We start from the raw sequence: 24,781 nt of genomic DNA, 5'->3' as shown, positions 1-24,781 counted from the left end.
GATCCGATGAACCGGTACACGGCGTTCTACATCGGCATCCTCGTCGGCGCGATGATCCTCGGCGCCGGAGCTGGCGCATCCCACCACCCCAACATCCGCAACTTCGCGATCCTCCTCGCCCTCGCCGCTTTCGCGCTGGCCTGCCGGGCGTACGAGGTCCACCTCCTCTCGAAAGGCAAGAACCGATGACCGACACCACCACGAAGGCCCTCCGGGTCACCAACCTGAAGGCCGAGAACTACAAGCGCCTCGTCGCCGTCGACATCTCCCCGTCCGGGAACGTCGTGACGATCGCGGGCCGGAACGCGCAGGGCAAGTCGTCCGTGCTGGATGCACTGTGGGCGGCGCTCGCGGGCGGTGAGGCGTCGCGTGCGACGCAGCAGCCGATCCGTGAGGGTCAGGACTCCGCGGTCGTGCGCCTCGACCTCGGCGACATCATCGTCACGAGACGGTGGACGAAGGACGACGCGGGCACGCTCACCGTGGAGTCGGCGGACGGCGCGAAGTATTCGTCGCCGCAAAAGCTGCTCGACGAGATGCTGGGCCGTCGCGCGTTCGACCCGCTCGCGTTCGTGCGGCAGTCGCCGAAGGACCAGGTCGCGACGCTCGTGTCGACGGTCGACCTGCCGTTCGATCCGGAGGAGCTGGAGCGGAAGCGGAAGGGCGTGTACGACCAGCGCACCGAGGTCGGCCGCGACGTCGCCAAGCTGGAGGCGCAGCTCGCCTCCTACCCGGACCACGACCCGAACCTCCCGGACGAGGAAGAGTCGGCGTCCGCGCTGCTCGCCGAGGCGGACGCCGCGCGCGAGCAGAACGCGAGCATCGACCGCGCAGTCTCCGAGGCGAACCGCCAGGCGTCGGCTGTCGAGTGGGCGGAGGACGCGCTCCGCGAGGCGCAGGCGTCCCTCGACGCCGCTCGCAGTCAATACGCCGACGCGCAGAAGGCGTTGAAGGCGATGCCCACGCGCGTCGACGTCAGCGGCTTCACCGAGCGGCTGGACGGCCTGGAGGCGTCTAACCGTCGCATCCGCGCTCAGAAGGACCGCACGATGGTCGCCGGGTTCCTGTCCGCGGCGAAGCAGAAGCGCGCGGAGCACACGATCCAGTTGGAACGGATCGAGAAGCAGAAGGCCGAGGCCCTCGCCGCGGTCGAGTTCCCCGTCCCCGGGCTGTCGTTCGACGACGCCGGCGTGACGCTGAACGGCATCCCGCTCTCGCAGTCGTCGTCCGCTGAGCAGCTCCGCGTGTCGGTCGCGCTCGCGATGGCCGCGAACCCGAAGCTCCGGGTCCTCCGCATCATGGACGGTTCCCTCCTGGACTCGGAGTCGATGCAGATCATCGCCGAGCTCGCGGCGGAGCACGACTACCAGGTGTGGGTCGAGGTCGTCGACGAGTCCGGCAAGGTCGGGGTCACGATCGAGGACGGGCAGGTGGCCCGATGAAGGACCTCATCGAGAAGGCGGAGACGCTGCTCGTCCACTCGCGCTCGATCATCCGCAACAACGACGGAGTCTCGCCGGAGGCCGCCGAGCTGATCGCCGAGGCGCAGGCCGTCGCGACGCTCGCTCTCGCGGAGCAGCAGCGCATCGCGAACCGCATCGCGCTTGGACAGTTCCGCGTCTCCCCCGACGACGTCGCGCTGTTCCGCTCCCTCGTCATCGAGCCTCGCGGCGAGTACGCGGTGGCTCCGGTCGACGAGATCCGAGAGGGGCTGGGACTGTGAGCGACGCGACGGAGGCGATCAGAGACATCCTCGGCATGCCGGTCGCGCGCCCGATCCTGACGACCGCGGTCCCGTCCGACGAGCTCGCCGCGGCGGCCGACGACCACCGCGACCGGATCGAGGTTCGCTGATGCGTATCCTCACCGTGCGCCAGCCGTGGGCGTGGGCGATCGTCGAAGGGCACAAGGGCGTCGAGAACCGGACCAGGAACCTCGCGGGCGACTACCGCGGCCCCGTTGCGATCCACGCCGCCCAGTCGATCGACACCGAGGCGTGCTTCGACCCACGGATCAAGGATCTCCGCAACGGCCGCCCGTTTGGCGGCATCGTGGCGACCGGCGTGATTCTCGGCGTCGTCAACCTCTGGGCCGTGCACAAGCACGACGGGAGCGAGCGGTTCCTCTGCTGCCCGAACGCGCCGCGCTACACCCGCTGGGCACAGCCGGACGTCTGGCACCTCTGCCTCGCGACCCCGCGCAAGCTGCCCGTCCCGTACCCGTTCAAGGGCGCGCTCGGACTGCGCGAGTTGCCCGAGGGCACCACCGAAGCTCTGCTCGCGGCGGTGGCATCGTGACGGCCTACGCGGGATACCCGGATGGGGTCAGAGGCATCGAGTCGGTGGTCTCCCCGGTCGACGTGACCGAGATCCAAGCCACCTGCCCGTGCGAGGACTGCGACTTTGACGGGGACGTGGAAGCTGAGTGCTGGCTCCTCATCCCCGGGACCACGGAGCGGACGTTCGAGTTCCGGTGGACGTGCCCGTTCTGCGAGAACGAGACCGTCGAGGAGCGCGTGTTCGTGGACGGAGACGACTCGTGATCGGCGGGTCGGCGTCGGCGCACCGCGCGACGTACAAGAAGCCGGGCATGACGCTCGCCGAGTCCCTCGGCCTCGACATCCCCGCCGACGCGCCCGGCGGCCAGCCGATGCTCCCGCCGGCCGGGTACGTCGCGCACGGTGCGTCGGAGCGCGCGCGCCGCGGGTCCGAGCTCCGCGACGCCGGGTTCTACGACCTCGACGCGTACGGGAGGGCCGACTCGTGAGCTACCTCGACCGCATCCTCGACGACGGCACGGTGCGCGAGCGCTGGCAGGAGTCCCGCTGGCCGGTCATAGGCGCCAGCGACGCCGCGAAGCTGTCGAAGGCGTCCTCCCTCCCGTCGTACCTGCGGGCGAAGCTGTCGCGGGAGTCGTTCCACGGCAACGAGTACACGGCCTCCGGGCACCGGTGGGAGCCGATGATGCTCGCCTGGGCTGGCATCCCGCAGAACGTCGCCCTCTTCCACTCCCCGCAGGAGGTCGGGTTCGCGTGCACCCCGGACGGTATCAAGCGTCTCCCGGGCGGCCGGCTCCAGCTCGCCGAGTGCAAGGCGAAGCACGGCCGCATCGTCGAGGGCCCGACGCTCGGCGAGTGGCGGCAGCTCGCCTGGCAGTTCCTCGTGTTCCCCGAGGCCGACGAGATCGAGTTCCTTTGGGTCGAACTCGTCAATGGCGAGATGCGCACGCCGGAGCCGAAGCACCTGACCGTGCACCGCGACGACCCGAAGATCGTCGACCTCACCGCGCAAGTCCTCCCCATCGCGACCGAGCTGCTCAGCATGCTCCGCGTCGCCCTCACCTACGAAAGGAAGTCAGCATGAGCGGCGAGATCACGCAGCTCCCCGGCAACGGCGACGTGACCGCATGGTCCGACGCCGAGAAGGCGATCGTCGAGGCCGCGGGCCTGGTGTTCACCCACACGTACGGCGACAGGGCTGGCCAGCGCGAGCCCGCGCCACGCCCGATCGTCGAGAAGTTCCTCTCCCTCGCGCGCCGCTCCGGCCTCGACCCGCTCGCCGGACAGATCTACTGCATCGGCCGTCTCTCCGGCGGCCGGGTCGAGTGGTCGGTGCAGACCGGCATCGACGGCTTCCGCCTCGTCGCCGAGCGCTCCGGGAAGTACGCCGGCCAGGACCCCGCCGAGTGGATGACCGCGAACGGCGAGTGGGTCGACGCGTTCATTCCCACCCTGCACGGTCCCCACCCGCTCGCGGCCCGCGTGAAGGTGTACCGCAGCGACTGGCCGCGGCCGTCGGTCGGTGTCGCCGAGTGGGGCGCGTACGCCCAGACGAAGAAGAACGGCGAGCTCAACGCCATGTGGGAGAAGCAGGGCCCCGGCCAGCTCGCGAAGTGCGCCGAGGCGCTCGCGCACCGCAAGGCGTTCGCGCAGGACCTCTCCGGCCTGTACACGGTCGACGAGTTCGACGCCCGCCAGCCCGAGCCTGTCGCCCAGGCGGAGTCCGGGCGCGACTGGCTCGCCGAAATCGACGAGGCCACCACGCACGCCGAGGTCGAGGGCGTCGTCGACGCTGCGAAGGACTACGGCGAGCTGAATGACACCGTGCGCACCGCGGCGCTCACCCGCCACGGCATCCTCTCCCGCGAGGAGAACACCGAGGACGCCGTGATTGTCGGTGAGGACGAGAGCGAAGGCATCATCGCGTTCGTGCGAGACGCCGCGGCCACCGCCGCGAGCGGCCACGAGGCCGCACGCGGAGAGGTCGACCCGGAGCCGTCCGAGATGGGCGTCGCGTTCCAGCGGGCCGACCGTGAGCGGGCCGAACGATGACCGAGATCGCGAACCTCTCCTCCGGGGAGATCGTCGACTTCGAGCCGATGAACCCGATCGAGCTGGAGTTCCTTATCCGAGAGATCGGCGACCGCCTGGAGAAGGCGATTCCCGTGCTCAAGCAGATGTGGCACGACCGCTACGAGGCGGAGCGGGAACTCATCAAGGCCCGCGCCACCGCGATGCTCAACTCCTCGGCCGACACGGTCACGGAGAAGCGCGCGGAGGCCGACCTCGCCTCGCTCCCGTACCGGCTGGAGTTCGACCTCAAGAAAGAGGTGCTCCACGCCGCCGAGGAGCTGCAGAAGGCGCTCACCGCGAAGCTCTACGGCTACCTCAACCTCAACAAGGCTTTGGCCTCGTCGTACAACGCGACCGGCCGCTGAGACCACCCACAGAAGGGAAAACCAAATGGTGGAGATGAAGGGATCGAACGAGAGGGACAGCTTCGCGGCTGTGCTCGCGTCGATCCGACCGAAGACCGACATCGAGCTCGCCGACGGGCTGACGAAGCTGATCGAGGCGGTGAAGACGACCGGGAAGCCCGGGTCGCTCTCGGTGCGCTTCGACGTGAAGCTCGTCGACGGCGGCGGGACGGCGGTCATCGTGAACGACCGCATCGCGATGAAGCTCCCGGAGAAGAACCGTGAGGGCTCGATCGCGTACATCGGCGAGGGCAACAAGCTCCAGCGCACCGACCCGACCGCGATGCCGCTCTTCGCCGAAGAGGACATCCGCACCGCACCCGAGTACACCGTCAACCCCGAGACCGGGGAGATCAAGGAGGCCCCGACCGCATGAGCGACATCATCGACAGCGCGAACCCGAAGACCGAGGCCGCGACGGTCGCCCAGATCGCGGCGGCGAGCATCGAACCGCACGAGCTGGAGACCGGCGTCGTGTACGCCGTCGCCGACGGCAAGGGCGGCGTGAAGGTCCTCGACACGGACTCCTACGACGACGTGCCGCGGCGCGCGAAGGCCGACCGAACGGTCACCGACGCGGCGTCGTTCGTCGCCTACGTCAACCGGCACCGCACGATCGGGACCGAGGTGTACGCGCACACGTCCTCGTCGAGCGTGGTCGCGGTCATCGACTCGCACGAGGGCACCGACCTCGCGCCGGGTTGGCAGGGCCACAAGCTGACCCTCGCCCTGGAGCACACCAAGGCGTGGCTCGCGTGGACCGCCCACGACCTCGGGCAGAACTCGCGCGGCTGGTTCGGCCAGCAGGAGTTCGCCGAGTTCATCGAGGACCGCGCCCTCGACGTGCAGGAGCCGAGCCACGCCCGAGTGATCGAGCTGGCGACGAAGTTCGAGGCGACGAAGAAGGTCGACTTCGGCCAGGCGACGCGCCTCGACAACGGCGAGGTCCGGTTCGAGTACACGGAAACGATCGGCGCCGCGAAGGGCCGCAAGGGTGACCTGGAGTTCCCGAAGGAGCTCAAGCTCGCGCTGCGCCCGTACATCGGCGGCCCGATCTACTACGTGTTCGCGGCGCTCCGCTACCGCATCGGCGAGGACGGGCTGCGGCTCGGCTACACGCTGCAGCGGCCGGAGACGATCCTCGAAGGCGCGTTCGCGGACATCGTCGCGGAGATCCGCGACGGCCGCACCGACAAGGTCGGCGACGCCGACCCGGTGACCGTGCACTACGGGATCGGCGACGTGCCGATCTTCTACGGCCGACCGTAACCGAACCGGGTGGCCAGGACGATTCCAGCGTCCTGGCCACCCTCCACCCAACCCCTCCCTCGCAGAAGGAATCAGCGTGTCCGACAATTCTCCATCACCGACCAACCAGGCCGTCGTCGGCCTCGACCTCTCCCTCACCGGGACGGGCGTCGCGCTCCTCGGCGGCGAGCACCCCCGCACCCAGACGATCCGCTCGAAGGGGAAGGCCGACGACGGCCTCCTCACCCGCGCACGCCGTCTCCACAAGCTCGCTGACGAGGTGATCGGCTGGGCGGCGCTCGGCGACATCGTCATCATCGAGCAGCCCGCCTACGGCCAGACCGGCGGCTCCCACCACGACCGCTCCGGCCTCTGGTGGATCACCATGCACGCGCTCACCGTCCTCGACGCGGGCGTGCGATTCGCCGAGGTGACCCCGCAGGGCGTGAAGATGTACGCCACCGGCCGCGGGAACGCCTCGAAGTCCGAAGTGCTCGCTCAGGTGATCAAGCGGTACCCGCAGGCGGATGTCGCCAACGACAACGAGGCCGACGCGCTCGTGCTGGCCGCGATCGGCGCACGCCTCGCCGGCCACCCCATCGAAGACTCCCTCCCGGCCGCGAACCTCCGCGCGATGGAGAAGGTCCGGTGGGCGGCATGAGCCCGCGCGAGTCACTGTCGTCCTGGCGTGCGCGCCAGAATGCCGCCGAGACCAGCGTGGTCGCCGCTGTCGCCGAAGTGAAGGCCGAGCGCGACGCCGAGTGGGCGGAAGCTCGCCAGGCCGCCCAGCAGGCCGCCGCCGAGCGCAAGACCTACACCCGCGACGACCTCCTCGGCGCTGACGTCGTGCGCACGAAGCTCGGCTGGTACAAGGTCGTCCGCCTCAACCAGCAGAGCGTCACCGTCGACAGCGGCCATTCGTGGACCTCCGTCGTTCCGTTCGCGAAGATCCTCGACGCGCGCTCGATCGGAGGCGACGCATGAACGGCCTCACCGTCACCGATCTCTTCTGCGGCGCGGGCGGCTCGTCGACCGGTCTCGTGGCCGCCGGGTACACCGTTGTGATCGCGGCGAACCACTGGGCGCGAGCGATCGAGTCGCACCAGCTCAACCACCCGAACACCGACCACAGCAACGCGGACATCTCCCAGGTCGACCCGCGGTACTTCCCCACGACGGACATCCTGTGGGCGTCGCCGGAGTGCACGAACCACTCGATCGCGAAGGGCGTGAAGCGGCAGCGCGCCGCGGACGCCGCCCTCTTCGAACTGAACGGCACCCGGCCGCTCGTCGACGAGGCTGCGAACCGGTCGCGCGCCACCATGTGGGACGTCCCCCGGTTCGCCGAGCACCACCGCTACAAGGCGATCATCATCGAGAACGTCGTCGACGCGCACCGGTGGGTGCAGTTCCCGGCGTGGCTGCTCGCGATGGAGCTGCTCGGCTACAAGCACGAGATCGTCTGGCTGAACTCGATGCACGCGCAGGGCGCCGGCCTCCCGGCGCCGCAGTCCCGCGACCGCATGTACATCGTCTTCTGGCGGAAGGATCTCGCCTCCGCGAAGAACCCGCGCCCGCGCATCGAGCAGTGGACCCGCCCGCGCGCGGTCTGCCCGAACGACGGCGAGGTCCGCGCGGTGCAGGCGTTCAAGAAGGCCGAGGCGTGGGGCCGCTACCGCGCCCAGTACGTCTACCGCTGCCCGAAGTGCGCGGCCGTGATTGAGCCCGCGTGGCTGCCGGCCGCATCGGCGATCGACTGGAGCATCCGGGGCGAGCGCATCGGCGACCGGAAGAAGCCGCTGGCCGACAAGACACGGCTTCGGATCGAGAAGGGCATCGAGCGGTACTGGCGCCCGCTCGTCGTCGCGGCGGCCGGGAACACCTACGACTCCGCGTCGGGGAAGGGCGGAAGCTACTTCCGCGCGTATCCGGCCGACGAGGCGATGCCGACGCAGTCGACCACGGTGCAGCACGGCGTTGCGGTGCCGCCTCTGATGGTGCGCGGTGAGGGCAACACTGTCCCGGCCAAGCCGACGACGGAGCCGATCGGGGCGATCACCGCGGCCGGCTCTCAGTTCGTGGCGATGCCGTTCATGCCTCTGTTCCGTTCGGGGCGCGCTCGCAACATCCCGACTGACGAACCTCTCGCGACCATCGTCGCGGACGGCTCTTCGCACGGCCTCGTGATCCCGGTCGAGGGCCGCGAGGGCAAGGTGGCCGCGTCGGTCATGGACCCGTTGCGGACGCAGTCGACCCGCGCCGAGACGGCCATCGTCGTCCCGCTGCGGAACCACGGTGTCGCGAAGCCGGCGAGCACCCCGATGGACACGGTCGCGGCAAACGGCAACCACCACGCGCTCGTCATGCGGAACTTCACCGCACGCGGCGATGCGGGCCACATGTCGACCCCGGTGCACGAGCCGCTGCGCACGATCGCCACGGCGGGGCACCAGTCGCTCCTGGCGCCGGCCGAGCCGATCTCGCTCGACGTCGATGACGTCGAGTTCCGGATGCTCGAACCCGACGAGATCAAGCGCGGCATGGCGTTCCCCACCGACTACGTCCTCCTCGGCTCCAAGCGCGAGCAGGTCAAGCAGTCGGGCAACGCCGTGACGCCGCCGGCAGCGCGCGACCTCGGTCACGCCGTCGCCGAGTACCTGAAGGCGGTGGCAGCGTGACCCGGGATGTGGCTAGTCGGCTAAGACTGCGGGCCGCGGACCTCTCGTATCGAAGGGAAACTCCCGGGCCGATCAGCACTTGAGCCGAGAACTGCCATTCTTCAGCTTCGGTCTCGTCGGCCGGGAGAAATATGAAGCGCGGCTTGCCCTTGTCCAGGATGTCGACCATCTGGTTGGCGAAGCTCTCTTGCTGGGCGTTGTTCAAGATGAAGGTTTGGTCGAAGTACCGGATCTCGAAGGTCGACGTCTCGCTGTAAAGGGGCATGCCTCTACTTTGGCACGGATCTGCACCCCGTCTTCTTGGCTGGCGGTGCGGTCGTGATCGCCCCGAAGCTCGCGAAGCCCACGCCCCGCGAGGAGGGCGAGGCCTACGAGATCGTCACCCTGCGAGACGCGGACACCTGCCAGCGGTGCCTCCGCAACTGCGGGCCGATCGCGCGCGACCACCGCAAGAACCGCGGCCAGGAGGGCGGCTGGACGATCCCCTCGAACCTGCAATGCCTCGGCCTCGGCTGCCACCAGTGGAAGACCGAGCACCCGGAGGACGCCGTCGCCGAAGGGTGGGCGGTGCCGGGCTACCGGATGGCCGTCCCGCGCGACTGGCCGGCGCGCCGGTGGATCAAGACCGAGCTCGGCACGCTGCGGAAGGCGTGGGTGCTCTACGACGACCGCGGCGGCTGGCGCGAGATCCCGGAGAGCAGCGCGCGCCGTCGCATGCTCGCGATGGGGTGGACGGGAGTGGCTGCCTGATGGTGTGGCAGAGAGTCGACGACCAGTTCGGCGTGTCGAAGAAGGTCACGCGCATCCCGCCGAAGCAGCGGCTCGCCGCGGTGGGGCTGTGGGAGCTGGCGTCGAACTACTCCGCGCGGGAGTCCACCGACGGACTGCTCGTCGAGGCCGAGCTGGAGAGCGTCCTCGCGACGCGCCCGCTCGTGGCCGCCCTCGTCAGCGTGGGGCTGTGGCATGGCCCGGACCACGGGTGCGAGCACTGCGCACAGCCAGCGGTCGGCGGGATCGTCATCCACGACTTCCTGGAGTACAACCCGGACGCCTCGTCGGTGGCGGCGGAGCGGGAGTCGAAGTCTGACGGCGGCCGTCTCGGGAATCACGTGCGCTGGCACGTCCGCCGCGGCGTGGTCGATCCCCGCTGCGATCTGTGTGCGATCGGTGAACCGATCGCACCACCGATCGCAAAAGGGTCGCTTCGGAATCCTCCCGTCCCCGGTCCCGTCCCCGATCCCGATCTAGGACGGACAGACACCCCGGACTCTCATACATCCGGTCCAGTTGGTAACCGCGCGGACGGGACGGATGAAGGAGATCTCGAGGCCCTGTGCGTGCGTCAGGCGGCGGCCCTCGACGTCGACTTCGTCAAGGTGCGCACGTCTCTCGGGAAGGCCACCGGCCGGCTCCCGTCCCCACGGTCGCGATGCGGATCATCGCGACGGTTCTGGAGCGGGCGACCCCGCCCATCAAGTCCCCCACCGGCGTCGTGCTCACTGCGGTGAAGCGCGACTGGGCGGAGTGGCAGAAGTTCATCGACACGGCAGAGGAGGCCGCGGCGTGACCCAGGTAGTGAAGTTTCCAGATGCCGTGTGGGGTCGACTCGCGTCGATCGCCGAGGCGAAGAAGGCGAAGATCGCCGACGTGATCGTGGAGGCCGCGCAGGCACTCCTCGAACAGCGGCCGGTGGAGGTGCCGGCGGCACCCGGGCCGAAGGGCGCGCGCCCCGCAGCCGCCCCGGCGCCCGAGCCCGTCGTCCTCCCGAAGAAGCGGTCATCGGTCGACCTCACCGACCCGGCGCTGATCGCGAAGGTGACCGAGATGCACGAGATGCGGAAGCACCGTCGGCTGATCGAGATCGAGTGCGGTCTGACCGAGGAGCAGCTTCGACGTCTGCTCCGCGACAACGGCATGGTGCCGGAGACGCACCACCGTCGCGTCGCGGTGGACGAGGACAAGCTCCGCGAGCTGTTCGGTCAGGGGCTGACGGACAAGGCGATCGCGGAGGCGATGTTCGTCTCGGCATCCACGATCGGTCGCGTGCGGTGGGCCGTCATCCAGAAGCCCGCGAACAGCCGCAAGCGCGTCCGCGAGCTCGGAGAGGAGAAGGCAGCATGAACGACTGGCCCGCACGACTCAAGGTCGGCCCGATCAGCGAGTGGCCCTGCGCTCTCACACCGTCGAGCCAGCGCCGCCCGTCGCCGTTCTCCGCGAGCCTCGGGAGCACCCTGAGCGCTCTCAACCGGGAGATCTACCAGCTCGTCGACACGCTCGCGCAGCAGGAGTCCGCCGAGCTGCTGATCGCGATCCCCGCGTCCCAGTTCCGGCAGGACGGCCGCCCGTACGCGCGCGCCCTCGCCGAGCACCCCGGCGTGATCCTCTCGCTCGACTCCCGCCACGGGCACCTGTCGTACCCGTGCGACACGTTCACGACGTGGCAGGACAACCTCCGCGCCGTCGTGCTCGCCCTGGAGGCACTGCGCAAGGTCGACCGGTACGGGGTCACGAAGCGGGGTGAGCAGTACCGCGGGTTCCTCGCGATCGAAGCAACCGCGGCGCCGGCGGCCTTCGCGACAGCGTCCGCTGCGCTGGCATTCCTCGAATCGCTCGTTGGAGGTTGGGCGTCTCGGAGTGAGCCGGAGCGGCTCGTGCGCGGTGCGAAGAGGGTGGCCCACCCGGACACTGGCGGTGACGCGGCAACCTTCCAGCGCGTCTCTCTCGCCGAGGCGAAGCTCCGCGAGACGGGCCTGCTGTGAGCGGCGTTCCTCGGCCGCCGGCGCCGAACCTCAGCCCGGAGCAGCACCTGACCGTCGTCGAGTTCGAGCTGCTCGGGACCGACACGTTCGAGGAGGCCGAGCGCGCATGAGCGAAGGACCCATCAAGCAGTGGCGCGACTCGTGGAAGCCGCCGACGGTGTCGACCCGTGACTCGCAGCGAGTGTGCGGCGCCCGGACGATCACGACGACGTTCTGCGGGCGCAAGCCGCAGCGCGGCCACATCACGACGAACTGGGACGACGTCACCTGCGCTGACTGCCACGCCGCGAAGAGGGCCGACTCGTGAAGCCGCGCCGTGCTCGCACGACGACGTCGCTGCTGAACGAGAAGCCCATCGAGGCGTGGTTCGAGCCCGCGCCGCGGCCACCATCCCGTGAGCCGCACCCCTGCCACGCCTGCTGCAAGACCCCCGGATTCGGGTGCGCGAAGAACTACGCGTGCCCCTGCCACACGAAGGAGACCCAGAGATGACCACCTACCGCAAGAAGCCCGTCGAGATCGAGGCTATCCAGTGGCGCGTCTCGAATCACTCCGAGGTGAAAGCCTTCCTCGGTGAGGACTACGTGGCTGTGCTGAGCAAGCACACCTCGAAGCCCGCGCACATCGCCATCTCGACGCTGGAGGGCTCGATTTACGCCGCTCCCGGCGACTTCGTCATCCGAGGCGTGCACGGGGAGCACTACCCGTGTAAGCCGGACATCTTCGCTGAGACCTACGAGACCGTAGGAGGCGCGGACGACTCGCGGCTCGCCGAGCTCACCGCGGTCGCCGAAGCGATTGCCCGCTGGGACTACATCACCGCCAACGGGGAGGAGCCGGACAGTGACGAGTCGCTCATCCTGCCGCCACACATGGAGATCGCTTCGCGCGTCGTCGGCATCATCCGGGGCGGTGCCTGATGAGCAACGGCGAGCACATCACCGAGTCGTCGACGCTCGCCGGCGCGACCACCGAACCCGAGCCGGGCGTCGAGTCCAACCCCGGCGAGTTCGCCGTGATCTGGAACCGCCGCACCGAGGAGCAGCGCTCCGAGATGCTGCGGAACATGCGTAGCGCAGTCCACCGCTCGAACTGGTGCATCCTTGGCGACCACGACGGCCGGATCGAGAACCTCGAGCAGCGCCTCGCGGAGGTGCGGGCCGAGCGCGATGCGCTCCGGCAGCAACTCGACGCGCTGGCCGCCGCCGCGATTCCCGAAGAGGACCCAGCGCAGGCGCAGCAGGAAGCCGACTACTGGAAGTGGCACAACGAACCCGAGGAGACCCGATGACCCTGCTCTGCATCACGAACGACGTCCCGGACCTCCGCTCGTGCACGATCCGCGACCAGCACCTGAGCACGTGCGAGAACGGCAAGTGCGGCGGATGCCTGCCCCGGCCGGCCGAGCACGGGCTGCTCTGCTACTCGTGCGCGACGAAGTTCGACGACGCGCTCGCCCTGTCCGTCGACCTGATCTCCCACTGCCGCAGCATCGAGTCGGGACCCCGCGACTCCTCCGGCATCCGCTCGGCGCCGGGGTCACGCGTGATCCTCCCGACGTCGTGGGTGCAGGCCGACACCCTGTATCGGCAGCTCGCCGCCGTCGCGGTCGCCTACTCGGTTGACTGGGGCGTCGACGAGCCCGAGTGGGACATCACCGCGTCGCACCACAACGGCTTCCACCCGGAGGCACCGATCGAGGCCGTCTGGTGGGTGACCGACATCCTCACCCGGTACGTGTCGGCCGCGACCGAGTTGCTGCGCACGAAGCACCACGGTGCCGAGCAGGCCGTCCGCTACGTCGCTGCCGTGCAGACGGCGCTGCACGCGTTCCCGCTCGACGAGAAGCCCCACGCCGTCCGCCACGTCCGCTGCCGCGTCTGCGGGCACGAGTCCCTCCGGGTGAAGCCGCCGCTCGAACACCTCGACCCGATCGTCGTCGAGTGCTCGAACCTCGCGTGCGGCGCGCTGTGGGACCCGCAGATGGTCGAGTGGGACATCCGCCAGCTCCGCGAACAGATCGAAGCCGAACGAGCCAAGGAGGCCGCAGCGTGAAAGCAACATCCGTCCGGTGCCCGCGATGCGGTGCCGGCGTCGGCCGACCGTGCTACCGGCCCGCGCAGTCACACCCCGAGCGCTACCGCGCGGCCCGTGACATCTGGCTCATCCGGTGGGCCAAGAAGCGGGCACTCCTCGAAGCCGCCGCCGAGATCCAGGCCCTCCACCCGGGCGAGCGGAAGAACAGCGTCGAGTGGCTGCGCGCCCGCGCCGAGACCATCGGAGCGGAGGTCACCCGTGCCTGAGCTCGCGAACGGAATCGAGCAGGACTATCGCGCCGAGTGGGTCGAGGCCGGGCGTCCGACCCCGCTGCGAGTCGAGCGCAGCGCCTACGACGAGACCACCGTCTCGTGGGAGGTGATGTGGCACGACTCGCTCTGGGACGGCAAGTCGGGGTGCGCCTCGCCGATCGCCGAGTTCACCACGTGGCAGGAGGCGCAGGACTGGGCGCAGAATCAGGCGCTGCTCTCGACGGTGTTCCGCATCGGCCGAGACAGCATCGTTGGCCCGATGCCGCGGCCGTGGGACTGGAGGGATGCAGCATGAAGGCGGAACTCACCGTGGCCGAGGCGGTCGCCGCGTCGGGTCGCTCGAAGACGACTGTCTACCGGTGGATCGCGGACGGCCTGCTCAAGGCGACCGACACCTCCGAGGGCCTCATCGTCCGCTCCGTCGACCTGATGCGCGTCGCCGGCCGCCATCGCCGCGGCCGGCCCCGCGGTACCCCGAAGTATCGGTGACGACACGCCGACGAATCGCGTACGCGCGCGCGTGCGCTAATTCGGGAAAAGCGGAACCATTGAAGTAGTCGGATGGAGAACTCCACCCAAGAAGCCCCCGGTCAGAGCCACAACTGACCGGGGGCTTCTCCATGAGCACGGCGGCACCGGGTCAACGCCAGCACCTTGTCAGCAGCGAAGGGCACCCACAATCTGCGTACCTTTCCGCAGAGGTGTACCTGCCGCGGGCCGCCGAACTACTTCTCGATGACCGAGACGCCGGGCTGTGTCCCGCCAACGAGCGCCCGCCACGCCCACGCAAGCTCGCGCAGAGCGGGAGCGGCCTGAGACGGGCCCACTTCCTCCTTGAGGTGCTTCGCCGCGTCCTCAATCGCATCGTAAAGAGCCTCGCGCGTGCTATCCACGGTCGCCATAGATCCAACCTTCCGTCGCGCCCCACCCAGCGCGGGGCATCCTCGCCACCGTACGCCCGACCACCGACGCCGCCAGGAGGCCGCCATGACCGACAAGCACCCCCTCGCCGCGGCCCACGAGGTCGAGCGCACGCTGAAGGAAGCGATCTTCTACCCGGCGCACGACGCCCGCACCGAGTCGCCCGAGTACGCCAAGGCGCACCACCACCTCGTCGTCGTCCTCGACCTCCCCTGCCTCGTCTGCGGCGTCCGCCAGTCGACCCTCCACGACCCCGCCGTCAACAAGGTCGGCGCCCGCGACATGGAGACCCACCACCACATCGTCGAGTGGGCGCTCCAGAACGCGATCGACCTGGCCAAGTTCAACGACCGCATCTGGCCGGCGCTGAAGCACCGCCACCCGGGCAAGTACGAGCAGCCGTTCACGCAGCAGTCGATGCTCGACTTCATCGACCACTCCGAGGACAACCTCTGGGTCCTCTGCGACGTCCACCACCGCCACAGCCTCGTCGGCATCCACGCCGTCACCTTCCCCATCTGGTCCGCGCAGGACCTCGTCCGGGACGACTTCGACTACATCGAGGGCCCCGCCGACGGCAAGCCGTGACCCATGCGGGCGCTCGGTAGCCTCCTCGCCCTCGTGGCGCTCGCCTGCGGCCTCGCCGAGGTCATCCTCCGATGGAAGGGACGCCGGCTGTGAAGTGCAACCACTGCGGGGCGCCATTCTCGTGGGCACGCGGATGCATCGTGCACGTCGAGGGATGCCCCGGCGTCGAGATCGACGAAGACGTGTTCGGCGTCGGCGTCGCGTACATCGAACCCGAGTGACCTGCTGATGACCCGCCGCGGCCGACCCCGACCCGGTGACCACCCCGACGTCAACGCCTAGGAGGCCTGACATGTCCACCACCGTCCCCACCATCGGACGACTCGTCCACTACACGCTCTCCGAGGCCGACGCCGAGCAGATCAACCGCCGCCGCGACGACGCCGAGCGCTGGCGGCTCGCGCAGCGCAAGCGCACCCTCGACGGAGAAGCCGCCGAGGTCACCGGTAGCCAGAAGCACATCGGCAACCGCGCCGAGGCCGGCCAGGTGTACCCGATGCTCATCGTCCGCACCTGGGGCAGCACGCCCGAATCGGTCGTCAACGGGCAGGTGTTCCTCGACGGCAACGACAGCCTCTGGGTCACCTCCGTCGGCCAGGGCGAAGGCGAGCGCCGCTTCGTGTTCCCGGCGCGCGGCTGATGCGCGACCGCATCTGGCACGGCGCCTACTGCCGCTGGTACGACCACCGCGCCGCAGGCCACCGCGTCCGCGCGAACCTGTGGGCCGTCGTCGCTGACCTCGTCGTGCTCGCGCTCTACTAGGCCGGGGGCGCTGCGGGCGCGTCTGGCGACAACGGCCGGCGCCCGCACACGTCCCCTGTCCCCCAACGCGTCCAGGCGGCGCAAGAGGTGATGATCATGGCCCAAGGTCGACCAGTCGAAGCCCCCACACGCGCACGCGTCATCGAACTCATCAAGGCAGGCATGGCCCGCAACGCCATCGCCCGCGAGGTGTCGATCGCCCCGTCCGTCGTGACCGGGATCGCGCAGGCGGAGGGTCTCACGTTCGACCGGTCGGCGACGGCGCCGGCTGTCGCTGCCCGTCAGGCGGACATGAAGGCTCGGCGGATCGCGCTGATCGACGAGCTGATGTCGAAGGCTGAGGATCACCTGGTCGCGATCGACCAGCCGTTCGTGGCATTCAACTTCGGCGGCAAGGACAACACCTACGCCGAGCAGACGTTCGACCGACCGCCGACGGGTGACCTGCTGAACCTGCATCGGGCCGCGAGCCTGGCGCTGAAGGATGCGCGGGACCTGATCCGTGACGATGACGACGAGGGTGTCGGCGAGGCGGAGTCGCTGCTGATGAATCTGATCCTGGAGCTGGGTCTGAACGAGGACGACGATGACTGAGCCTGAGATCGAGGTCGACCCGCACGAGGGCATCACGACGCTCGGCCCGCAGCAGTTGCGGTCGCTGAAGGAGTCGAAGGTCCGCGTCAACGTGTTCGAGGGCGCGATCCGCTCGGGTAAGACGATCGTGTCGCTGCTGCGGTTCCTGATGGCGGTGCTGTTCGCGAAGGGCGGCGTGATCGTCGTCATCGCCCGCACGCGCGACTCGGCGTACCGAAACGTGTTCGAGCCGCTGATGAGCCCCGCGCTGTTCGGGCCGCTGGCGAAGCTGACGCACTACACGGCGAACGCCCCCACGGCGCGCATCCTCGGCCGTACCGTGCACGTCCTCGGCGCGAACGACGCCAAGAGCGAGAAGGTGCTCCGCGGTCTGACCGTCGCGCTCGCGTACGTGGACGAGATCACCGTCATCCCGGAGGAGTTCTTCACCCAGCTCCTCGGCCGCATGTCGCCCCCGAAGGCGAAGCTGTTCGGCACCACGAACCCCGACTCGCCCGCGCACTGGCTGATGGCGAAGTTCCTCTCCCGCCTCAAGCAGGTGGGCGGCGACCTCAAGGGGTGGCGGTCCTGGCACTTCACCCTCGACGACAACCCGGGCCTGACCGAGGAGTACAAGAACCAGATCAAGGCCGAGTTCACCGGCCTCTGGTTCAAGCGGTTCGTGCTCGGCGAGTGGGTCGCCGCTGAGGGCGCGATCTACGACATGTGGGACCCGGCCAAGCACACCATCGCGTGGGACGACCTCCCGCGGATGCGCGAGTACCTGTGCGTCGCAATCGACTACGGAACCACGAACCCGACCGTCGCCGGCATCCTCGCGATCAGCGCCGAGACCGACGGCTTCGGGAAGCCCACCCCGCGGCTGTTCCTCGTCGACGAGTGGACGTACGACTCGAAGCAGTCGCAGGCGAAGCTCACCGACCACGAGCTCTCCCGCCGCCTGCGGGAATGGCTCGACGCCGGCGGCCACACCCCGATCGACACCTTCCCGCCGATGCGGCCCCGGTACACGATCCTCGACCCGTCCGCGGCGTCGTTCCGGGTGCAGCTCGCGCAGGACGGCCTCATGTCCACGCAGGCGGACAACGAGGTGCTGTACGGCATCCGCACCGTCGCGTCGCTCCTCGGCGCCGGGAAGCTCCTGATCGCCCGACCCACCGAAGCCAACCCCGAACGCGGCTGCCCCCGCTTCATCCAGGAAGCGCCCTCGTACGCGTGGGACCCGGAGGCGACGAAGAAGGGCGAGGACAAGCCCATCAAGGTCGCCGACCACGCAATGGACGAGAGCCGCTACGGCATCGTCACGACAGAGAACCTCTGGCGTCCGCACATCAAACTCGCCGCATAGCGGCTGCCCTAGGAGGCGAGCGTGACCGACAACGATCTGTGGCCTCCGTACCCGTTCGACATCGCAGCGATGCGGTTCCGCGAGCACGACGCCTGGTGGACCGGCGACACCGACGAGCTGTCCCGCATCTACTCCGGCATCGGTGAGGAAGCCACCCACCTGCACAACGGCCGCCCGTATCGCGGCGGTGTGCTCGGGTCGCTCACCCGGTTCTGGATCGGCCAGCCGGTCGTCCCGAACGAGGACCGCACGAAGGCGCACTACGACATGCCCGGCATCCTTGCCCGGCTGTCGTCGGCGCTGCTGTTCTCGGAGCAGCCGAAGCTGAAGTACGCGAAGCCGACCGACCTGCCCGACGACGTGTCGGACTGGGAGCACCCGGCGCAGGACCGCCTCGACGAGATCATGGGCTCGGACGAGACCCACGCCGAGCTGCTGAAGTCGGGCGAGTACGCGGCGGCGCTCGGCGGCGCGTACCTCGCGGTCACGTGGGACACGAAGCTGCGGCAGAACGTCCGCATCCGCGCGTACGCGGCCGACTGCGCGATCCCGGACTTCCAGGATGGCATCCTCACCGGTGTCACCCTGTGGACCCAGTACGAGCGCAACACGGACGTGTACCGGCTGCTGGAGCGGCACGACTACGGGACGATCTCGTTCACCCTGTGGAAGGGCGGCCCGAAGAACCTCGGCGTCATCGTCCCGCTGAACACGCTGCAGGAGACCGCGCACTACAACGGGTTCCGCACGCCGGCGGAGCTGGCCGACGCGCTGACGAACCCGGGCTCCTACTCGGAGACGGTCACCGTCGCGACCGGCGTCAACGAGCTCGCGGTGGTCTACTACCCGAACGACATGCCGCAGACGGAGTGGCGGAAGCTCGGCGTCCTCGCGAACCTTGGCCGCTCCGACTTCGTCGGCAACGAGGAACGCTTCGACAACCTCGACCAGATCTTCTCGTCGTTCATGCGCGACATCGAGAACGGCGGCGGCCGGGTCATCGTCCCCGAGGCGTACCTGGAGACGGGACAGCCGGGCACGGGCGCGCAGTTCGACAAGAACCGTCAGTACTACTCGGGCATCCAAGCGCTCGGCAACCCGAACGACCCGCTGTCGAGCCAGCTCACGATCTCCCAGTTCGACATCCGGGTCGAGGAGCACGTGCAGGCGATGGACGCCGTGAAGCGGCTCATCGCGGACAAGTGCGGGTACTCGCCGCAGCACCTCGGCCTGCAGCCGTCGTCGCACTCCACGGGCCCGAAGACCGCGACCGAGGTCGAGGCGGACTTCACCGCCTCCGAGCTCACCCGCGACAAGAAGGCCCTGTACATCAAGCCGGCGCTCGCGAAGCTCGCGCAGGTCGCGCTCGCGATCGACGGCGTGGTCTTCCCGGGCAAGGGTGGCGGTTGGTTCGAGGAGCTGCCCGACGTCGAGTTCGCTGCGATCTCGCAGGTGGACGTGCAGAAGAACGCGACCGTCGTGTCCCTGCTGTACGCGGCCGAGGCGGCGTCGCGTCGCACGCGTGTCGCGATCGCTCACCCCGACTGGGACGGCGACCAGATCGACGAGGAAGTCGCCCTCATCGAGGACGAGTTCAAGCAGTCGTCCGCGCCGTTCGGTCAGGTGCCGCCGGACTTCGGTCCCCCGCTGCCCGACACCCCGCCGGACCATCTGCCGAACCCGAACGACCCGGCAGTCCCAGCGTCCGAGCAGGACACGCAGGACAGCAACCAGCCATAACCGCAGGGGGTGGGCATGTCGAACCCGCTGCCGCAGCCCACCCCCGAGCAGCCGTCGACGCTCACCCTCGCCGCGGCGGAGGCGTACCTGATCGGCCTGTACGTCGGCGCCGAGGCGTTCCTCATGGCCCAGGTCACCCGCATCCTCAAGCGGATGACCCCGGGCGTGATCGGCGCCGGGGTCGCACGGCAGCAGGTGCGGCAGGTCGTCCGCAACGTCGTCGGCCAGCTTGAGCAGCGCACCCCGCCGCTGGTCGGTCAGGTCGTCGACCTCGCCGGCCGTGACGGCTGGCGCAGCGGTGGCGCGGGCGGTTCCGGCGGCGGTGGGTCCCACGGCGGCTTCATGCCACCGAACCCGAACCCCGGATTCGACCCGTACGAGCTGCACGGCGCCCGCGCGGCCCGCGCGATCCGCGACGACCTCACCTCCGAGCTGCTCGACGTCCGCTACCGGCTCACCCGCCTCGACGAGGACGTGTACAAGCTCATCGGCCCGGTCGGCGGGGCCGGGCAGGTGCTCCCGAACGGGTTCACCCCGCAGCAGGCGCAGGCGAAGGCGTGGCGCGAGTTCGTCGCCCGCGGCATCACCGGGTTCACCGACAAGTCCGGCCGCGACTGGTCGCTGTCGGCGTACACGGAGATGGCGGTGCGCACGGCCGCGGCGCGCTCGTACAACGCGTCCCGGCTGCAACTGCTGCAGTTCCAGGGCATCAACCTCTGCTTCGTCGACGACACCGGGCACCCGTGCCCGCTCTGCTTCCCCTGGCAGGGCGTCATCCTCTGCATCACGGACGACGGCGAGCACCCCACCGTCGAGCAGGCGACCGCCGCGGGCCTGTTCCACCCGAACTGCCGCCACCACCTCGCCGCGTACTTCCCGGGCCGCACCACGCTCGCCCCGCCGCAGGAGTGGACGCCAGCGCACGCGGACGCCTACAAGGCCACCCAGAAGCAGCGGGCGCTCGAACGCGACATCCGGGCGGCGAAGCGGCAGGCGCAGTACGCGCTCACCTCCCAGTCGGCGGCGGAGTCCCGCGCGGACATCCGCAATGGGCAGGCGAAGCTGCGGCAGTTCCTCGCCGACAACCCCGACCTGAACCTCCTGCGGCACTCGCGCCGCGAGCAGGTGCAGTTCTCGAACGCGACCATCAACGTCCTGCCGTACGACCGCGCGATGCGGTAGGCGGCGGCCGACCAGGTCCGGCGCGGTGCCGGGCCTTCCATCCAACAGCGTCCAGGCGGCGCGAAGGAGCGAACTGTGAACACCCAGCCCAGCACCACGATCTTCCCGACCGTCCGCGACCGCGACGGGATGGCCGTCCTCGGCCGCACCCGCCACGACCTGATGGGCATCCGCTACGAGGGCGGCGAGGGCGGCAACGCCGGAGCCGCCGCGGGCGCCCCGGTGACGCCGGAGCGGCCGGAGCCGCGGGCGCCGCGGCCGGCGGCGAGCAGCAGCCGCCGTGGGGCGACGACCCGACGAAGTTCGACCCCGACAAGGCGTGGAAGCTGATCCAGAACCTCCGCACCGACGCCGAGGAGCGCCAGAAGAAGACCGACGCCGCGATCACCGCGGCCGCCGAGAAGGCGAAGAAGGACACCCTCGCCGAGTTCGGCCGGCTACTGACCGGCACCGAGGAGCCCGAGACCGACCCGGTGAAGCTGGCCGCGAAGGTCACCGACCTGTCGTCGCAGATCGCCGCGAAGGACGGCGACCTCACGAAGGCGCAGGCCGACGTGAAGGCCGCGCAGCTGTCCACCCAGGTCGCGATCCTCTCGCACGGGCTCGGCGGCAACCCGAAGCTGCTTCTCTCCAACGAAGCATTCAAGACCTCCATCGCGTCGGTAGAGCCGACCGATGAGGCAGCCATCTCGGCTGCGATCACGGCAGCGCTCCAGGCGAACGCGGCACTCAAGGCCACCCCCTCCAGCTCAGGCGGCGGAGAACACCAGGGCGGCGCAGCACAGGCCCTCCAGGCGCAGCTCGCTGCCGCCGAGAAGGCCAACGACTACCAACTCGTCATCAGCCTCAAGCGGCAGATCGCCGCCCGGCTGACCAACTCCTAAGGAGCATGCCATGACCGGTATCGCCGGAATGGGTACGACCTTCGGTCTGCCCAACTACGTGGGTGAGCTGTTCCACCTCACCCCCGAAACCACGCCCCTCCTCTCGCTGATCGGTGGTCTCACCGGCGGCAAGAAGGCCGACGCGACCACGTTCACGTGGCAGACCGACGACCTCCGCAACGCCGGGCAGAACACCCAGCTCGAAGGTGCGGTCGCCCCGCAGGCCGACAACCGGGTTCGCTCGGTCGTCTCCAACGTGGTCGAGATCCACCAGGAGAAGGCGTCCGTCAGCTACACCAAGCAGTCGGCCACCGGTGCGATCAACACCATGAACACGGCCTCCGGTGTCCAGCCCGTCCAGAACGAGCTCGACTACCAGGTCGCGAACAAGATCAAGGAGATCGCTCGCGACGTCGAGTTCTCCTTCATCAACGGCCAGTACCAGCAGCCGTCGGACAACACGACCGCACGCAAGACCCGCGGTCTGCTGCAGGCGGTGCAGACGAACCTGATCCAGGTCGCCCCGCAGAACGCGGGCACCGGCCTGTCGGCGGCGACCACCGTCATCACCGAGACCAGCACGCCGGTCTCGAACGGCGACAAGGTCATCTTCACCGATGTCGGCGCGTCCCCGACCCTCGTCGCCGGCCGCACCTACTACGTCGTGGCCAAGGGAACGAACCAGTTCTCGGTCGCGTCGTCTGCCGGTGGCTCCGCGATCAACATCGGCACCGCCACGGTGTCGTACTCGCGCCCGGCCACCTCCACCACCCTGTCGACGGACTTCTACAACACCCTCTTCCAGATGGTGTACGACAACGGCGGTCTGGAGGAGGGCGACCTCGCGACGATCATCGTCAACTCCACCCAGAAGCGGAACCTCTCGAAGACCTACGCCTCGGCGTACGGCCAGTTCCACGAGACGTCCCGCACCGTCGGCGGTGTCAACTTCACCACCATCGAGTCCGACGTCGCGACGTTCAACGTGATGCTCGACCGGTTCATGCCGGCCGACGCGCTGCTCGTCACCTCGCTCGAACAGCTCACCCCCGTGTTCCTCGAGGTCCCCAACAAGGGCCACTTCTTCGAGGAGCCGCTCGCGAAGGTCGGCGCCTCGGACGAGGTCCAGATCTACGGCGAGATCGGGCTGGAGTACGGCAAGGAGACCGCCCACGGTCTCTACCGCGGCCTGCCGCTGCTGTAACCCCTGCTGGGCGGTGGCAACCCCACCGCCCAGCACCCCTCCTCTTCCCCGCACCGCGACACCCGGAGGTCGTCTTGTTCGATTTCGTCGTGCCCGACACCTACGCGGCACCCTCAGACCTCGAGACGTGGACGGGCACCGCCCCACCGGCGAACGCCGTCTCGCTCCTGCGGGCGTGCTCCGCGCTCGTGTTCGCCTCGGTGCGGCTGGCGATCTACGCCACCGACACCACGACCGGCCTCCCCTCTGACCCGAACATCCTCCAGTGCATGATGCAGGCGACCTGCATCCAGGCCGCCGCGTGGATCAAGCTCGGCATCGACCCCGACCTCGCCGGCGTCATCGTCCCGACCGTCAAGAAGACGAAGAAGATCGGCTCCGCGAGCGTCGAGTACGCCGACGCGGAAGCCGCCGCAGCAGCACGCCAGGCCGCCCAGACATCGCTCGTCCCCGCGGCCTACGACAAGCTGCGCTCCCAGAACCTCATCAGCCACTGGCCGTCCCGCGAGTACGGGTACGGCTCGACCCCCGGAATCTGGCCCAACCTCCTATGAGCACAGACGACTTCGACGACTTCTTCGTCCACACGGCCAAGGTGGAGACCTACCTTCGCGACAACAGCAACGGCGCCGTCTACGCCGCCCCGATCATCCTCTCCCCGGGCGATAACCCGCCGAACGGTGTCTTCGCCGACGACTCCCGCAAGCTCGTGCGCAACGGCAAGGGCGACCAGGTCATCTCCGAGACGACTCTGTACACCTCGATCGACAACGTGGCCCTGTTCGTCGAGAAGTCGCGGGTCACGCTGCTGAACGACCCGGACAAAGACGGGATCGTGCCGCAGCGCACTGCGCTCGTCATCAAGGTCAACGCGAACGACTCCGGCGACCTCGACCTCCCCGACCACCTGGCGGTCTCGCTCACCTAGGAGGTGGCGTCGTGGGGATCGAGTACGAGTTCAATCTCCACTTCGCCGAGCGCAAGGCCGAGATGGCCGAGCGCGGCGACGAGGCGGTCCTGCTGGCGATGTCGTTCATGCACGGGCAGGTGACCCCGCTCGTGCCCATCGGCGAGACGGAAAACCTGGTCGGCTCCGGCGACGTCGGCCTCGGCTATGTCGACGGCGCCGCCATCGGCGACGGCGAGCACGTCGCGCACCTGTTCTACCCGGGCCCGTACGCGCTGTACCAGCACGAGGGCGTCTACTTCCGGCGCCCGGCGCACTACGGCCGCGTGCTCAGCCACACCCACGGGGAATCCTTCTTCCTCATCCGACCGATGATCCAGGACGCCGATATCGCACTCGACATCGTCCGCGAACGATTGGGGCTCTGATGGGGACCACCTCCGACCTGTTCGACGGCACCGCGACCCGGCTCTCGGCCGCCAACGTCGGCCAGTACATCCCGAGGTCGGACACGACGACCGACTACGCATCCGGCGCGGCGGCGATCACCCGGTCGAAGCTGCCTACGGCCCCGGACAGCGCGATCGCCCTGCGCTTCATGCCCGCGCTCGCGGACGTGTCGTCGCCGTTCTCCACGTTCCTGATGCAGGCGCTCGTCCGCGGCCTCCCGAACGACGCAGAGAGCGCCTCGGACCTCACCGACGAAGTCCGCGACAACCTCCTCGGCCTCACCGACGTCTGGTTCGGCAGCACCCACGTCGTGCAGGTCCGGTTCGCCGGCCAGGTCGACCTCGACCCAGACGAGTCCGAGCGCGACCAGTGGTCGCTGAAGCTCCTCTGGGACGTCGACGAGCCACCCACAGACCTCCGCCCTGCCGGCGGCTGGGACTAAAACCCAACCC

Annotated in this window: 42 protein-coding genes; 41 read left to right on the top strand and 1 reads right to left on the bottom strand. The window is 69.1% G+C overall.

Translation table 11 applies throughout. The features are described from left to right. Positions 1-6 precede the first annotated feature (6 nt). From ACQ86L_RS13585 to ACQ86L_RS13455, 27 genes are all read left to right on the top strand, one after another. A complete protein-coding gene (locus ACQ86L_RS13585; protein WP_434315878.1) occupies positions 7-189 on the top strand; it encodes a hypothetical protein in 183 nt (60 codons plus the stop codon). Next, positions 186-1,442, top strand: coding sequence for an AAA family ATPase (locus ACQ86L_RS13580; RefSeq protein ID WP_434315877.1), 1,257 nt, complete (start codon positions 186-188; stop codon positions 1,440-1,442). Before ACQ86L_RS13585 ends, ACQ86L_RS13580 begins: the two co-directional genes overlap by 4 nt. Next, entirely contained in the window at positions 1,439-1,723 is a 285-nt protein-coding gene (locus ACQ86L_RS13575) for a hypothetical protein (protein WP_434315876.1), read from the top strand. Before ACQ86L_RS13580 ends, ACQ86L_RS13575 begins: the two co-directional genes overlap by 4 nt. Continuing rightward, positions 1,720-1,854, top strand: coding sequence for a hypothetical protein (locus ACQ86L_RS13570; protein WP_434315875.1), 135 nt, complete (start codon positions 1,720-1,722; stop codon positions 1,852-1,854). Before ACQ86L_RS13575 ends, ACQ86L_RS13570 begins: the two co-directional genes overlap by 4 nt. Further along, the gene (locus tag ACQ86L_RS13565; protein ID WP_434315874.1) at positions 1,854-2,297 is read left to right on the top strand and encodes a hypothetical protein; all 444 of its coding nucleotides are present in this window, start codon (positions 1,854-1,856) and stop codon (positions 2,295-2,297) included. The genes ACQ86L_RS13570 and ACQ86L_RS13565 overlap by 1 nt, the downstream gene beginning before the upstream one ends. Then, on the top strand, positions 2,294-2,542 hold the full coding sequence (locus ACQ86L_RS13560; RefSeq protein ID WP_434315873.1) for a hypothetical protein: 249 nt from the start codon (positions 2,294-2,296) through the stop codon (positions 2,540-2,542). Before ACQ86L_RS13565 ends, ACQ86L_RS13560 begins: the two co-directional genes overlap by 4 nt. Next, positions 2,539-2,766, top strand: coding sequence for a hypothetical protein (locus tag ACQ86L_RS13555; protein WP_434315872.1), 228 nt, complete (start codon positions 2,539-2,541; stop codon positions 2,764-2,766). The genes ACQ86L_RS13560 and ACQ86L_RS13555 overlap by 4 nt, the downstream gene beginning before the upstream one ends. Next, positions 2,763-3,362, top strand: coding sequence for a hypothetical protein (locus ACQ86L_RS13550; protein WP_434315871.1), 600 nt, complete (start codon positions 2,763-2,765; stop codon positions 3,360-3,362). Before ACQ86L_RS13555 ends, ACQ86L_RS13550 begins: the two co-directional genes overlap by 4 nt. Then, positions 3,359-4,330: a recombinase RecT gene (locus ACQ86L_RS13545; RefSeq protein WP_434315870.1), complete on the top strand. Its 972-nt coding sequence runs from the start codon at positions 3,359-3,361 to the stop codon at positions 4,328-4,330. The genes ACQ86L_RS13550 and ACQ86L_RS13545 overlap by 4 nt, the downstream gene beginning before the upstream one ends. Continuing rightward, the gene (locus tag ACQ86L_RS13540; protein WP_434315869.1) at positions 4,327-4,716 is read left to right on the top strand and encodes a hypothetical protein; all 390 of its coding nucleotides are present in this window, start codon (positions 4,327-4,329) and stop codon (positions 4,714-4,716) included. The genes ACQ86L_RS13545 and ACQ86L_RS13540 overlap by 4 nt, the downstream gene beginning before the upstream one ends. A 25-nt stretch (positions 4,717-4,741) precedes the next feature. Continuing rightward, positions 4,742-5,131, top strand: a complete 390-nt coding sequence (locus ACQ86L_RS13535) for a hypothetical protein (protein ID WP_434315868.1) — start codon at positions 4,742-4,744, stop codon at positions 5,129-5,131. Continuing rightward, positions 5,128-6,024, top strand: coding sequence for a DUF2303 family protein (locus ACQ86L_RS13530; protein WP_434315867.1), 897 nt, complete (start codon positions 5,128-5,130; stop codon positions 6,022-6,024). The genes ACQ86L_RS13535 and ACQ86L_RS13530 overlap by 4 nt, the downstream gene beginning before the upstream one ends. 76 nt (positions 6,025-6,100) lie before the next feature. Beyond that, entirely contained in the window at positions 6,101-6,664 is a 564-nt protein-coding gene (locus ACQ86L_RS13525; RefSeq protein WP_434315866.1) for a hypothetical protein, read from the top strand. Next, the gene (locus ACQ86L_RS13520) at positions 6,661-6,987 is read left to right on the top strand and encodes a hypothetical protein (RefSeq protein WP_434315865.1); all 327 of its coding nucleotides are present in this window, start codon (positions 6,661-6,663) and stop codon (positions 6,985-6,987) included. Before ACQ86L_RS13525 ends, ACQ86L_RS13520 begins: the two co-directional genes overlap by 4 nt. Then, positions 6,984-8,681: a DNA cytosine methyltransferase gene (locus ACQ86L_RS13515; RefSeq protein WP_434315864.1), complete on the top strand. Its 1,698-nt coding sequence runs from the start codon at positions 6,984-6,986 to the stop codon at positions 8,679-8,681. The genes ACQ86L_RS13520 and ACQ86L_RS13515 overlap by 4 nt, the downstream gene beginning before the upstream one ends. Before the next feature lie 79 nt (positions 8,682-8,760). Beyond that, a complete protein-coding gene (locus ACQ86L_RS13510) occupies positions 8,761-9,003 on the top strand; it encodes a hypothetical protein (protein WP_434315863.1) in 243 nt (80 codons plus the stop codon). Beyond that, positions 9,000-9,431, top strand: a complete 432-nt coding sequence (locus ACQ86L_RS13505; protein WP_434315862.1) for a hypothetical protein — start codon at positions 9,000-9,002, stop codon at positions 9,429-9,431. Before ACQ86L_RS13510 ends, ACQ86L_RS13505 begins: the two co-directional genes overlap by 4 nt. Positions 9,432-10,110: 679 nt before the next feature. Next, positions 10,111-10,248, top strand: coding sequence for a hypothetical protein (locus ACQ86L_RS13500; protein ID WP_434315861.1), 138 nt, complete (start codon positions 10,111-10,113; stop codon positions 10,246-10,248). Then, entirely contained in the window at positions 10,245-10,802 is a 558-nt protein-coding gene (locus tag ACQ86L_RS13495; protein ID WP_434315860.1) for a hypothetical protein, read from the top strand. The genes ACQ86L_RS13500 and ACQ86L_RS13495 overlap by 4 nt, the downstream gene beginning before the upstream one ends. Then, positions 10,799-11,440: a hypothetical protein gene (locus tag ACQ86L_RS13490; protein ID WP_434315859.1), complete on the top strand. Its 642-nt coding sequence runs from the start codon at positions 10,799-10,801 to the stop codon at positions 11,438-11,440. The genes ACQ86L_RS13495 and ACQ86L_RS13490 overlap by 4 nt, the downstream gene beginning before the upstream one ends. Positions 11,441-11,546: 106 nt before the next feature. Continuing rightward, on the top strand, positions 11,547-11,747 hold the full coding sequence (locus ACQ86L_RS13485; RefSeq protein WP_434315858.1) for a hypothetical protein: 201 nt from the start codon (positions 11,547-11,549) through the stop codon (positions 11,745-11,747). A gap of 181 nt (positions 11,748-11,928) precedes the next feature. Continuing rightward, positions 11,929-12,360 (top strand): hypothetical protein, encoded by a 432-nt coding sequence (locus ACQ86L_RS13480; RefSeq protein ID WP_434315857.1) that lies wholly within the window; start codon positions 11,929-11,931, stop codon positions 12,358-12,360. After that, the gene (locus ACQ86L_RS13475; RefSeq protein WP_434315856.1) at positions 12,360-12,731 is read left to right on the top strand and encodes a hypothetical protein; all 372 of its coding nucleotides are present in this window, start codon (positions 12,360-12,362) and stop codon (positions 12,729-12,731) included. Before ACQ86L_RS13480 ends, ACQ86L_RS13475 begins: the two co-directional genes overlap by 1 nt. Further along, entirely contained in the window at positions 12,728-13,495 is a 768-nt protein-coding gene (locus tag ACQ86L_RS13470; protein ID WP_434315855.1) for a hypothetical protein, read from the top strand. The genes ACQ86L_RS13475 and ACQ86L_RS13470 overlap by 4 nt, the downstream gene beginning before the upstream one ends. Beyond that, positions 13,492-13,743, top strand: a complete 252-nt coding sequence (locus ACQ86L_RS13465) for a zinc finger domain-containing protein (RefSeq protein WP_434315854.1) — start codon at positions 13,492-13,494, stop codon at positions 13,741-13,743. Before ACQ86L_RS13470 ends, ACQ86L_RS13465 begins: the two co-directional genes overlap by 4 nt. Continuing rightward, positions 13,736-14,044: a hypothetical protein gene (locus tag ACQ86L_RS13460; RefSeq protein ID WP_434315853.1), complete on the top strand. Its 309-nt coding sequence runs from the start codon at positions 13,736-13,738 to the stop codon at positions 14,042-14,044. The genes ACQ86L_RS13465 and ACQ86L_RS13460 overlap by 8 nt, the downstream gene beginning before the upstream one ends. Then, on the top strand, positions 14,041-14,238 hold the full coding sequence (locus ACQ86L_RS13455) for a helix-turn-helix domain-containing protein (RefSeq protein ID WP_434315852.1): 198 nt from the start codon (positions 14,041-14,043) through the stop codon (positions 14,236-14,238). The genes ACQ86L_RS13460 and ACQ86L_RS13455 overlap by 4 nt, the downstream gene beginning before the upstream one ends. Positions 14,239-14,474: 236 nt before the next feature. Here the strand turns inward: ACQ86L_RS13455 and ACQ86L_RS13450 are convergent, their stop codons facing one another. Beyond that, the gene (locus ACQ86L_RS13450) at positions 14,475-14,651 is read right to left on the bottom strand and encodes a hypothetical protein (protein WP_434315851.1); all 177 of its coding nucleotides are present in this window, start codon (positions 14,649-14,651) and stop codon (positions 14,475-14,477) included. 85 nt (positions 14,652-14,736) lie between these two features. Between ACQ86L_RS13450 and ACQ86L_RS13445 the strand changes: the two genes are divergently transcribed. The 14 genes from ACQ86L_RS13445 (at position 14,737) to ACQ86L_RS13380 (ending at position 24,771) form a co-directional block, all read left to right on the top strand. Next, complete coding sequence (locus ACQ86L_RS13445; RefSeq protein WP_434315850.1) at positions 14,737-15,258, top strand: hypothetical protein; 522 nt, start codon at positions 14,737-14,739, stop codon at positions 15,256-15,258. Positions 15,259-15,550: 292 nt separating this feature from the next. Further along, complete coding sequence (locus tag ACQ86L_RS13440; RefSeq protein WP_434315849.1) at positions 15,551-15,898, top strand: hypothetical protein; 348 nt, start codon at positions 15,551-15,553, stop codon at positions 15,896-15,898. Beyond that, positions 15,898-16,020, top strand: a complete 123-nt coding sequence (locus ACQ86L_RS13435) for a hypothetical protein (RefSeq protein ID WP_434315848.1) — start codon at positions 15,898-15,900, stop codon at positions 16,018-16,020. Before ACQ86L_RS13440 ends, ACQ86L_RS13435 begins: the two co-directional genes overlap by 1 nt. Before the next feature lie 87 nt (positions 16,021-16,107). Next, positions 16,108-16,614, top strand: a complete 507-nt coding sequence (locus ACQ86L_RS13430) for a hypothetical protein (RefSeq protein WP_434315847.1) — start codon at positions 16,108-16,110, stop codon at positions 16,612-16,614. After that, complete coding sequence (locus ACQ86L_RS13425) at positions 16,607-17,962, top strand: PBSX family phage terminase large subunit (RefSeq protein WP_434315846.1); 1,356 nt, start codon at positions 16,607-16,609, stop codon at positions 17,960-17,962. Before ACQ86L_RS13430 ends, ACQ86L_RS13425 begins: the two co-directional genes overlap by 8 nt. A gap of 21 nt (positions 17,963-17,983) precedes the next feature. Then, positions 17,984-19,702, top strand: a complete 1,719-nt coding sequence (locus ACQ86L_RS13420) for a phage portal protein (RefSeq protein WP_434315845.1) — start codon at positions 17,984-17,986, stop codon at positions 19,700-19,702. Positions 19,703-19,717: 15 nt separating this feature from the next. Further along, entirely contained in the window at positions 19,718-20,884 is a 1,167-nt protein-coding gene (locus ACQ86L_RS13415; RefSeq protein ID WP_434315844.1) for a phage minor capsid protein, read from the top strand. Positions 20,885-20,959: 75 nt separating this feature from the next. Then, positions 20,960-21,214, top strand: coding sequence for a hypothetical protein (locus ACQ86L_RS13410; protein WP_434315843.1), 255 nt, complete (start codon positions 20,960-20,962; stop codon positions 21,212-21,214). A 143-nt stretch (positions 21,215-21,357) separates the two neighbouring features. Beyond that, positions 21,358-21,768: a hypothetical protein gene (locus tag ACQ86L_RS13405; protein ID WP_434315842.1), complete on the top strand. Its 411-nt coding sequence runs from the start codon at positions 21,358-21,360 to the stop codon at positions 21,766-21,768. Between the two features lie 10 nt (positions 21,769-21,778). After that, the gene (locus tag ACQ86L_RS13400; protein ID WP_434315841.1) at positions 21,779-22,972 is read left to right on the top strand and encodes an SU10 major capsid protein; all 1,194 of its coding nucleotides are present in this window, start codon (positions 21,779-21,781) and stop codon (positions 22,970-22,972) included. 89 nt (positions 22,973-23,061) lie between these two features. Next, complete coding sequence (locus tag ACQ86L_RS13395) at positions 23,062-23,526, top strand: hypothetical protein (RefSeq protein WP_434315840.1); 465 nt, start codon at positions 23,062-23,064, stop codon at positions 23,524-23,526. Beyond that, on the top strand, positions 23,523-23,900 hold the full coding sequence (locus ACQ86L_RS13390) for a hypothetical protein (RefSeq protein ID WP_434315839.1): 378 nt from the start codon (positions 23,523-23,525) through the stop codon (positions 23,898-23,900). The genes ACQ86L_RS13395 and ACQ86L_RS13390 overlap by 4 nt, the downstream gene beginning before the upstream one ends. An 11-nt stretch (positions 23,901-23,911) precedes the next feature. After that, positions 23,912-24,307, top strand: a complete 396-nt coding sequence (locus ACQ86L_RS13385; protein ID WP_434315838.1) for a hypothetical protein — start codon at positions 23,912-23,914, stop codon at positions 24,305-24,307. Then, positions 24,307-24,771: a hypothetical protein gene (locus ACQ86L_RS13380; RefSeq protein WP_434315837.1), complete on the top strand. Its 465-nt coding sequence runs from the start codon at positions 24,307-24,309 to the stop codon at positions 24,769-24,771. Before ACQ86L_RS13385 ends, ACQ86L_RS13380 begins: the two co-directional genes overlap by 1 nt. Positions 24,772-24,781: the final 10 nt, after the last annotated feature.

This window comes from Leifsonia sp. P73 (assembly GCF_051059105.1).
Taxonomy (GTDB): domain Bacteria; phylum Actinomycetota; class Actinomycetes; order Actinomycetales; family Microbacteriaceae; genus Leifsonia.
The sequence above is the reverse complement of the archived record's forward strand: the minus strand, read 5'-3'. Positions and strand labels throughout refer to the sequence as shown.